General features: G+C 42.1%; 15 protein-coding genes. 11 read left to right on the top strand and 4 right to left on the bottom strand.

The features are described from left to right. The first annotated feature begins 63 nt into the window (after positions 1–63). From AB7E53_RS13120 to AB7E53_RS13090, 7 genes are all read left to right on the top strand, one after another. Positions 64–297 carry a thioredoxin family protein gene (locus tag AB7E53_RS13120; RefSeq protein ID WP_068185976.1) on the top strand — a complete coding sequence of 78 codons (234 nt, stop codon included), beginning with the start codon at positions 64–66 and terminating at the stop codon, positions 295–297. Between the two features lie 10 nt (positions 298–307). Next, on the top strand, positions 308–745 hold the full coding sequence (locus AB7E53_RS13115) for a nitrophenyl compound nitroreductase subunit ArsF family protein (protein WP_446776138.1): 438 nt from the start codon (positions 308–310) through the stop codon (positions 743–745). Positions 746–751: 6 nt separating this feature from the next. After that, positions 752–1,459, top strand: a complete 708-nt coding sequence (locus AB7E53_RS13110) for an aromatic aminobenezylarsenical efflux permease ArsG family transporter (protein ID WP_446776136.1) — start codon at positions 752–754, stop codon at positions 1,457–1,459. Positions 1,460–1,490: 31 nt separating this feature from the next. Continuing rightward, positions 1,491–1,817 carry an arsenite efflux transporter metallochaperone ArsD gene (gene arsD / locus AB7E53_RS13105; RefSeq protein ID WP_446776142.1) on the top strand — a complete coding sequence of 109 codons (327 nt, stop codon included), beginning with the start codon at positions 1,491–1,493 and terminating at the stop codon, positions 1,815–1,817. A 25-nt stretch (positions 1,818–1,842) separates the two neighbouring features. Further along, entirely contained in the window at positions 1,843–3,555 is a 1,713-nt protein-coding gene (gene arsA / locus AB7E53_RS13100) for an arsenical pump-driving ATPase (RefSeq protein WP_446776134.1), read from the top strand. Continuing rightward, entirely contained in the window at positions 3,556–4,356 is an 801-nt protein-coding gene (gene arsM / locus AB7E53_RS13095; protein ID WP_446776132.1) for an arsenite methyltransferase, read from the top strand. Positions 4,357–4,460: 104 nt separating this feature from the next. Beyond that, positions 4,461–4,988 carry a GNAT family N-acetyltransferase gene (locus AB7E53_RS13090; protein ID WP_446776130.1) on the top strand — a complete coding sequence of 176 codons (528 nt, stop codon included), beginning with the start codon at positions 4,461–4,463 and terminating at the stop codon, positions 4,986–4,988. Between the two features lie 8 nt (positions 4,989–4,996). Here AB7E53_RS13090 and AB7E53_RS13085 read toward each other — a convergent pair whose 3' ends face one another. Continuing rightward, the gene (locus AB7E53_RS13085; protein ID WP_446776128.1) at positions 4,997–5,530 is read right to left on the bottom strand and encodes a dihydrofolate reductase family protein; all 534 of its coding nucleotides are present in this window, start codon (positions 5,528–5,530) and stop codon (positions 4,997–4,999) included. Positions 5,531–5,797: 267 nt separating this feature from the next. After that, the gene (locus AB7E53_RS13080; protein ID WP_446776140.1) at positions 5,798–6,244 is read right to left on the bottom strand and encodes a GNAT family N-acetyltransferase; all 447 of its coding nucleotides are present in this window, start codon (positions 6,242–6,244) and stop codon (positions 5,798–5,800) included. A gap of 215 nt (positions 6,245–6,459) precedes the next feature. Here AB7E53_RS13080 and AB7E53_RS13075 point away from each other — a divergent pair, with 215 nt between their 5' ends. Genes AB7E53_RS13075 through AB7E53_RS13065 form a run of 3 tightly spaced genes read left to right on the top strand, consistent with a single transcriptional unit; the run spans position 6,460 to position 7,576 of the window. Further along, positions 6,460–6,888: a DUF3791 domain-containing protein gene (locus AB7E53_RS13075; RefSeq protein ID WP_446776126.1), complete on the top strand. Its 429-nt coding sequence runs from the start codon at positions 6,460–6,462 to the stop codon at positions 6,886–6,888. Next, positions 6,885–7,358, top strand: a complete 474-nt coding sequence (locus tag AB7E53_RS13070; RefSeq protein WP_446776124.1) for a DUF3990 domain-containing protein — start codon at positions 6,885–6,887, stop codon at positions 7,356–7,358. Before AB7E53_RS13075 ends, AB7E53_RS13070 begins: the two co-directional genes overlap by 4 nt. Next, complete coding sequence (locus tag AB7E53_RS13065) at positions 7,355–7,576, top strand: hypothetical protein (RefSeq protein ID WP_446776002.1); 222 nt, start codon at positions 7,355–7,357, stop codon at positions 7,574–7,576. The genes AB7E53_RS13070 and AB7E53_RS13065 overlap by 4 nt, the downstream gene beginning before the upstream one ends. A gap of 2 nt (positions 7,577–7,578) precedes the next feature. Here the strand turns inward: AB7E53_RS13065 and AB7E53_RS13060 are convergent, their stop codons facing one another. Further along, complete coding sequence (locus tag AB7E53_RS13060; RefSeq protein WP_179398877.1) at positions 7,579–7,908, bottom strand: DUF3795 domain-containing protein; 330 nt, start codon at positions 7,906–7,908, stop codon at positions 7,579–7,581. A gap of 262 nt (positions 7,909–8,170) precedes the next feature. On the opposite strand from AB7E53_RS13060, the gene AB7E53_RS13055 reads away from it, so the two are divergent. Next, positions 8,171–9,331, top strand: a complete 1,161-nt coding sequence (locus AB7E53_RS13055) for an acyltransferase family protein (RefSeq protein WP_446776122.1) — start codon at positions 8,171–8,173, stop codon at positions 9,329–9,331. 22 nt (positions 9,332–9,353) lie between these two features. On the opposite strand, the gene AB7E53_RS13050 is transcribed toward AB7E53_RS13055, so the two are convergent. Next, the coding region (locus AB7E53_RS13050; protein ID WP_446776120.1) for a hypothetical protein at positions 9,354–9,534 on the bottom strand (181 nt) is incomplete at its 5' end.

Genomic DNA, 9,534 nt, shown 5'->3' with positions numbered 1-9,534 from the left:
GATAATGTTCGTTGTTCTACGAATTACAATCAATCATATTGTTAATCACAAAACTATTTAAGAATGGAAATTAAAGTATTGGGTACAGGTTGCCCCAGTTGCAAAACTCTATTTGAAACTACACAGCAAGCCATCGCCGAATTAGGAAGCGATGCCACGCTGACCAAAGAAGAAGATTTGCTTAAAATCATCGAATATAACATTTTAGGCCTTCCGGCATTAGTAATAGACGGAACAGTTGTTTCGGCAGGTAAACGGTTATCGCTGGCAGAAATAAAAGAATTACTTACTAAATAATCTCCCTTCCATGAAAAATTTATTCTATACTTTAATTGCAGCGATTCTTTTAATATCCTGCAGCAATGGCGCAGAAAAGAAAACAGAAACAGCAAGTACCGACGTAAAGCAGGCCGACCGGATAGAAGTGCTTTATTTTCACGGAGCTCAGCGGTGTGTAACCTGCAAAGCAATCGAAGCAAATACGAAAGCACTATTGGACAGTCTGTATTCAAATGAAATTGCATTAGGAAAAATTGTATATAAGATAATAGATATATCTCAAAAAGAGAATGAGGAGGTTGCAGACAAGTACGAAGTTACATGGTCTTCACTGTTTGTAAACCGATGGAAAAATGGAACCGAGGAGGTTAATAACATGACCGAGTTTGGCTTTGCCAATGCAAAAAGCGATCCCGACAGTTTTAAAAACGGCATCAAAAGCAAGATTGACGAATTACTAAAATAAAAGGCGATGAACTTTCTTCAATCAATACTAGAGAACAGTTCCGTTCCCGTTATTACGGCATTCATATTGGGGTTATTAACCGCCGTAAGTCCCTGTCCGCTGGCCACGAATATTACGGCGATAGGATTTATCGGTAAGGATATTGAAAACCGTCACCGTATATTTATAAACGGGTTGCTTTACACCTTAGGCAGAATCTTAACCTATACGGTGCTTGGCTTCATCCTTATTCCGATTCTTCGTGAGGGTGCAAGTATGTTTGCTGTACAAAAGGCTGTTAGCCAATACGGAGAAATACTGATTGCCCCGCTATTAATCGTGATCGGCATATATATGCTCGATCTAATTAAATTGAACATACCTAAAATCAGCATTAACGGAGAATACGTAAAGAAAAGAACTAAGGGTAGCTGGGGAGCCCTGTTCCTGGGGATTCTATTTTCCCTTGCCTTTTGTCCTTCCAGCGGAATATTCTTTTTCGGCATGCTTATACCGCTATCGGCGGCAGAAGCAGGCGGTTACCTGTTACCAGTGGTATTTGCGATTGCAACCGGACTGCCGGTCATTCTGGTAGCCTGGGTGCTGGCCTATAGCGTAGCCGGACTGGGAAAGTTTTATAACCGGATACAGGCATTTGAAAAGTGGTTTCGTAAGATAGTAGCCATCCTGTTTATCGCGGTGGGGATCTATTACGCGGTCATATTTTATCTATAGAAAAGTAGTAACAATCAAATTATAAATAATGATGAAAAAGATAGAAATTTTTGATCCTGCGATGTGTTGTCCTACGGGATTATGTGGCACCAATATCAGTACGGAATTAATGCGTATTGCTGTCGTGATTGAAACATTAAAAAAACAAGGAATTATGGTAACCCGGCATAACCTGCGGGACGAACCTCAGGTATATGTTACGAATCTGGTTGTAAACGATTACCTCCAGAAGTATGGAGCCGAAGCATTACCCATCACCTTGGTGGATGGCGAGGTGGCTGTATCTAAAACCTACCCCACCACCAGGCAAATGAGCGAATGGAGTGGAGTAAATCTGGAATTCATCCCCGTAAAATAAAACAACAGAAAAGAATTACATTACAATGAAAGCCTTTGATATATCAAATATAGAACCGACAAAATACCTCTTTTTTACAGGAAAAGGCGGGGTTGGTAAAACATCTATTGCATGCGCAACCGCAGTGGGACTGGCAGACAAGGGAAAGAAAATACTTCTTATCAGCACAGACCCCGCTTCCAACCTGCAGGATGTTTTCAATCAGCCGCTTAACGGACACGGTTCTGCCATTGCAGATGTGCCGGGACTTACGGTGGTTAATCTGGACCCCGAACAGGCAGCTGCGGAATACAGAGAACGGGTGATTGCACCCTACAAGGGAAAACTCCCCGTAAGTGTTATTCAGAACATGGAAGAGCAGCTTTCCGGTTCGTGCACGGTGGAAATTGCAGCCTTTAATGAGTTCTCGGACTTCATTACGGACATTCAGAAACAGGATGAATACGACCATATCATCTTCGACACAGCACCAACGGGACATACCCTCCGGATGCTGCAACTTCCTTCGGCCTGGAGTACCTTTATCAGCGAAAGTACCCACGGAGCCTCTTGTTTAGGACAGTTGTCGGGATTGGAAGAACGAAAAGAGATCTATAAAAAAGCGGTAGGAACGCTTTCAAATGCCCAAACTACCCAGCTTGTACTGGTTAGCCGCCCTGAAGCCGCCCCTCTTAACGAAGCCGCCCGCTCCTCTCACGAATTGTTATTATTGGGCATCAAAAACCAGCTTCTTATAATAAACGGGGTACTGCAACAATTGGATAAAAGCGATGCAATATCCAACCAGCTGCACGAAAGACAGCAGCATGCCTTGCAGAACATGCCGCAGGAGCTATCCAACTACCCGTTATATACGATCCCTTTGCGGTCGTACAATTTGTCTAGTATTGCAAACATACGCCGTATGCTGTACAGCGACAGCCTTATTGGTGAAGCAAACTATAATCCCATCGCCCAGCCCCGGGGAGTGGATCAACTGGTAAACGACCTGTACACCTCCGGTAAAAGGGTTATTTTCACCATGGGTAAAGGGGGCGTGGGTAAAACCACGCTGGCCACCGATATAGCCCTTAAATTAACCGCCCTGGGTGCCAAGGTACATTTAACCACCACCGACCCGGCAAATCATATAAACTACGACCTGGCCGTTAAGGCTGGTATCGCGGTAAGCCGCATCGACGAAGCCGAAGTTTTAGAGAAATACAAAAACGAAGTCCGCAGTAAAGCGGCCGAGGCTATGACTGCTGCCGATATGGAGTATATCGAAGAAGACCTGCGCTCGCCCTGTACACAGGAAATCGCCGTATTCAAGGCCTTTGCCGAAATAGTGGATAAAGCCGACAATGAAATCGTTGTGATAGATACCGCCCCAACAGGACATACTTTATTACTTTTGGATGCCACTCAGAGCTACCATAAGGAGGTGGAGCGCACCCAGGGAGAAGTTACCGGCGCCGTAGCCAATCTATTACCCCGTTTACGTAACCCCAAAGAGACCGAGGTAGTGATTGTTACATTGCCCGAAGCAACTCCGGTATTTGAAGCAGAGCGTTTGAAGATGGACCTGCAACGTGCCGGAATTAATAACAAATGGTGGGTGGTGAATGCCTGCCTGGCATTAACGGACACACAGAATTCGTTCCTGAAGGCAAAAGCACAAAATGAGTTGGTGTGGATACAGAAAGTCGACCAGCTTTCGCAAGGCAACACCGCCCTGATAGCATGGAGGAATGTGTAAATGAAAAAGAAAGCAGACATCAAAGAATTGGTAAAGCTTAAATATGGCGAGATTGCTTTACAAAATCAGAATTCATCTTGTTGTTCTTCCGGTTGCTGCTGCAGCCCGGACGGAGCGCATAGCATTATGAGTGAAGATTATACACAACTTGAAGGGTATAATGCCGATGCCGACCTGGGATTAGGATGCGGACTTCCAACAAAATTTGCCAATATTAAAAAAGGAGACACGGTTGTCGATTTAGGTTCAGGGGCAGGGAACGACTGCTTTATTGCCCGTCAGGAAGTTGGAGAATCAGGCAAGGTGATTGGAATAGATTTTACTCCTCAAATGATTGCCAAAGCGGAGGAAAACGCAAAGAAAAGAGGGTTCGACAACATTGAATTCCGTATAGGTGATATTGAGGATATGCCTGTCGACGATAATTGGGCAGATGTGGTAGTAAGCAATTGTGTTCTTAATCTGTTACCCCATAAAGATAAGATATTTCATGAAATATTCCGGGTATTAAAACCTGGCGGTCATTTCTGTATATCAGATATAGTTATCAATGGAGAACTTCCCCCATCGTTATCAGAAGCTGTCGAAATGTTCGTAGGATGCATTGCCGGGGCTATCACAAAAGATGAATACATAGGTGAAATCACTAAAGCCGGATTTAAGCAGATAGAAATCCTAAAAGAGAATAACATCATCCTCCCTGACGATTTACTTAGTAAGTATAAAAGCAATGATTCAGTAGAAGCCATTGAATCAAAGTCGTTTGAAATAATATCAATCACAGTTAGAGGGATAAAGTAGAAAAGCAGATTTATCCAATTTCTTTCCTTATTCGTTCGGAAAGAAATTGGTATTTTTGCCCTGTAAAACAATACAGACAACGAAAACCATCAATCGTACGTTAAATGGAGACAAATTTATTGGAAACCGAAAGGCTGTATCTGCGCGAAATGAATCAATCGGATTATAAGGCACTATGTCTGATACTGCAGGATGAAGAAACGATGCAGGCGTATAACGGAGCCTTTACCGATGCCGAAACACAAGACTGGCTGGACAGACAAATAAAACGCTATGAAGAATATGGATTCGGTCTGTGGGCCGTTGTGCTTAAAGAAACCAATGAAATGATCGGTCAGTGCGGACTCACCATGCAGCCCTGGTGCGATAAGCAGGTTCTGGAGATAGGCTATTTGTTTCAACGGAGATATTGGCACCAGGGATATGCAACGGAAGCCGCCAGAGCATGTAAGAAGTATGCTTTCACGCAACTGGATGCAGACCGGGTCTGTTCCATTATAAGAGATACCAATATCCCCTCTCAAAATGTAGCCCTTAGAAACGGAATGACAATCACCGAAACCTGGACAAAACACTACCGCGGAATAGATATGCCCCATTATCTGTTTACAGCTGAAAGAGCAAGTATTTAACAGTATTTCTATTTCTTTCTTTTGTAATGCAGCTGCATTAGTCCCGTATCAAAACTCTTTGAGCTTATCAATTCGAGTAATTGCTCTGGCCTTCCATCTTTAAATAATCTGGTTCCATTGCCTAATAAAATTGGTATAATAGAAATTATATATTCGTCTATCAAGTCAAGTTTCAGGAGTTCATTAATCACCTCTGCACCTCCATCACAATAAATATCTTTACCATTTTCAGATTTTAGCTTTTTAACCAATTCAGCTATATCTCCGGTATAGAAGGTCACTCTTCCCTTATTTGGCTTTGGCGTTCTTGTAATTACATAAATATCTCTTTCTCCGTTATCATAATGAGACGAGCCAATTTCTTTAAATACATAATCATAGGTTTTTCCACCAACAATCAAAGTATCAATTGCACTTGTAAATTTTGCATATCCATAGTCCTCTCCTTCTTTTTCTACTATCTTAAGAAAACTAAGATCATTGTTAGGTTTTGCAATATAACCGTCTAAGCTTATTGCAATGAATAATGATATTTTTCGCATATTTCTTTATTTTAATGTTTCTACAAAAATATGGTTACACAACGACCTGTACTTTGTAAAAATACGACAAATTAAAGTTGAGAGGGAGAAATTAACTCCTTAAAAAACTAAAAGAAGAAATCGGGTACGGATGCCAATTAAAAAACTTCAAAAACAAAGATACTTTTTTCGTAAAATGTTACTACTTTTTACTAAGAAAGTATATACTTTTTGAAAGAAAAGTACTCACAAATATAGAAGCTGATTAACTAACTAAAATCTACTACATTACCTCATCTCCCTCTTAAAGTAAACCATATCTTTAAGCAGGATGCCGTCTTCAATCATGGGGTGGTCGTAGTTGTCTGTAAAGAAGTTTTCGATACGGTGCGAGGGTTCAAAGCCGCAACGTTCGTAAAAGCGGACTGAACTGGGTACATCGCCGGTGCCGACTATCATACGGGCGTACTTTCCGGCGTAGTGGTTCAGCAAATGGTTGATTAGTTTCTTTCCGTATCCTTGCCGTTGTGAGCCGGGGTTCACAGCGATATTCTTTAATTCGCATAGGCCGTTGCCTTCGTCTGTTACCACACAGACGGCCTTCACGCCGTTATCTTCGAGCACAAACATCTCTCCGCGATCCAGATAGCGATCTATCATGGATTCCTGCTCGTCTGCTAATAACAACAATTCCAGGTATTGTTTCTTATGGTTGGTTATTTGAATGATCTCCATCGTTGAGTCGGATTGAGTATAGGCTACATTGTGATTTTCCATTTTCTAATAGGTTGCGGTAAAAATCTTAGTAATAACTTATAGTACAAAGGAAATAAAAAAAAGAATTACAATCGCTTCGGTGCGCCCCGAAGATATCCACACAAAGGCAAATATTTTATAATAGTTTCCTAAATTGGAAACTATTTTTTATCTTTGTGAGAAAGTAAACAGCTATGAATATTGAGCTTAACAAAATAGGGACATTGATTCGGGATGAAAGAGTGCGTCGCGGGATGACTCAGGAAGAACTTGGGTCTAAGATTTGTGTAGGGAAAGCACAAATCTCTAAGATTGAAAGTGGCAAAGGGCTCACTATTAAAACGGTCACCAAGGTTCTTGATGCCCTGAACCTATCGGCAACAGTTCACGTAGAAGATTCACGAAACATCGACAAACGTGTTATTGGTTATATTGTCGCTGTTATCAGCCAATTTGCAAAAGCTAACAATATGACCATCCGCGAGGCCAGCAATTACCTGAATCGCTATAAAGGACTTGACTTCTTAACTGAGCATTACGAGGCTGAACACCTGTTATCGTTGGATGACTGTGTACAGGACTTGGCCCGCGTGTGCTATAATAATGGAGGTGGGCTGTTATGAGACTATATCACGGATCAAATAGTAAGATCAAAAATATTGATCTGGCCAAATGCAAACCTTATAAGGATTTCGGACAAGGCTTTTACCTAACCGAAATTGAGGAACAGGCCTCTCAAATGGCCAGACGTACAGCATCCATCTATGGTGGAAGTGCTGTTGTTACTCAGTTTGAGTTTGATGAAACGGCTTTGAGCGATTCCACACTATCCATTAAGCGCTTCGAAGAACCGAATGAGGAGTGGGCTTTATTTGTATTGGCCAATCGGAGTCGGGAACGGCAACATCCTGTTCACGAGCACGACATTGTAATCGGACCGGTTGCAGATGATACAATCGCGACTTTGTTCCGTAATTTTGATGATGGCATTATTGATTTGCCGATGCTCGTAAAAGGGCTTAAGTATAAGAAAATCTCATCTCAGTATTTATTTCTCACCCCCAAATCGGTGGCATATCTGAAAACGTTATGAAAAAGAAAGTGCAATATCTCGTAGAAGGCATCACTAAAGACATCATTGCCTATTTGATGAAGGATAATAATCTGGACCTTCCTTCGGCTGTCAGTCTGTTCCATAACTCAGAAACTTTCGAGAAACTTTCCGATGAATCCACCGGACTCTATATTGAAAGTTCTGCCTATGTGTATGAAATACTTAAGGTGGAACTTAAGATGGGAAAAATCTTATAGAGTTACCTTTTGATGGTCATTCTTCCTGCCAGCTTCATCTCGGCAGCAAATTCTGCCACTCCGATTGCTTTGATGCGGTCTATGCACTTGCTGCGATCTGTTCTCGAGACAAAGCCTATCACCTTTGCAATGATGTTGTTGTATTTCTTACATTCCTTTAACGGCATAAGCTGGCAATCGGCACAGGTGGCGTAGCCGTGTTCGTTGCAGCATTTTCTGATTTCGCACCAGGTGGCTTTCTCGTTTCCATAGCATCCGGGGCATTTACCCTTAAGCTGACTTTTACAGGCGCCGCAATAGAGTCCGCAGTAGGCTACATTGTGATTTTCCATTTTCTTATTCTTTTTATTGGTTTGTTTCTAACTATCATTCTTTTTGTATCAGACATGATTGCTAACGGGCAATTGGTTGCTGCAAAAATCGTAGTAATCATTTATAGTACAAAGGAAATAAAAAAAGAATTATTTAAGCCTAAAATAGAAAATGAGATGGTATTTGATTGTTGTTTTTTTGCTTTAAAGCAATTCCCGTTCAAATGGCAATCCGTACTTTTGTCCACCGATTAAAGAACGAACCAAATAAACTGATCTAGCAATGTCGAAAATTTATGCATCTGCAGCTTTTGCTGATTCGAAGCCTCACTATAACTTATTGGACGGATTGAGGGGTGTTGCGGCACTTTTAGTGGTATGGTATCACATATTTGAGGGCTATGCCTTTGCCGGAGGAACGCTTATTGAGAGTATCAACCATGGGTATCTGGCCGTAGATTTCTTTTTTATCCTCTCAGGGTTTGTTATCGGCTATGCCTACGACGACCGCTGGGGCAAGAGCCTTACGCTGAAAGATTTCTTTAAACGGCGTTTGATCCGTCTGCATCCGATGGTGGTTATGGGTGCGGTATTGGGTGCCATCACCTTCCTGATTCAGGGGAGTGTTCAATGGGATGGTACGCACATCGCTACTTCGATGGTGATGGTGGCTTTGCTGCTTACGATGTTCTTTATCCCTGCCATTCCCGGGGCCAACTATGAGGTTCGCGGTAATGGGGAGATGTTTCCCTTGAACGGACCGAGCTGGTCGCTGTTTTTTGAATACATCGGCAATATACTGTATGCCCTGTTTATCCGTAAATTGTCTACCAAAGCGTTGATAGGTCTCACTGTCCTTTTGGGGATTGCCCTCACCTGGTTTGCCACGTTCGACATCTCGGGTTACGGAAGTATCGGCGTGGGATGGACATTAGATAGTGTAAACTTTCTGGGAGGTGCTTTACGGATGCTTTTCCCTTTTACGATGGGTATGCTTCTTTCGCGCCATTTTAAACCTATCAAGGTAAGGGGTGCCTTCTGGATCTGTTCTGCCGTATTGCTGGTGCTGTTTGCGGTTCCTTATATTGAAGGGACATCTCCCATATCGTGGAACGGACTTTACGAAGCGTTCTGCATCATCGTTATCTTCCCGATCCTTGTATGGGTGGGTGCTTCAGGAAATACAACCGACAAACGGTCTACCCAGATCTGTAAATTCCTGGGAGATATCTCGTTTCCGCTATACATCGTTCATTATCCTTTTATGTATCTGTTTTACGCCTGGCTGATAAAGAACCAGCTGTTTACATTTGCTGAGACCTGGCAGGTTGCACTGGGTGTTTATTTCTGGAATATCTTTTTGGCCTATATCGTTCTGAAGGTTTACGACGAACCGGTACGAAAATGGTTGGCAGCCCGCTTTTTAAATAAGAAAAGCAAATAAAGAGCTTCTTGCATTCAATACCTCATCCCTTCCCAAAATGAACTGATCGTTTTATTTTGAGAAGGGATTCTTCTTTTATATGGCTTCTGCCTGAGAAAAGTTCATTATTTTTGTAGAAAGTATAAAATAATGATTCAATGAAAAATATTATTGCCAAGATAAAACAGGTACATCCCCTTTCTGATGAAGCTTTGAATGCGCTC

The sequence above is a fragment of the Macellibacteroides sp. genome, assembly GCF_050251695.1.
Classification (GTDB): Bacteria; Bacteroidota; Bacteroidia; order Bacteroidales; family Tannerellaceae; genus Macellibacteroides; species Macellibacteroides fermentans.
Note: the sequence above shows the minus strand (reverse complement) of the source record. Positions and strands in the feature narration are given on the sequence as shown.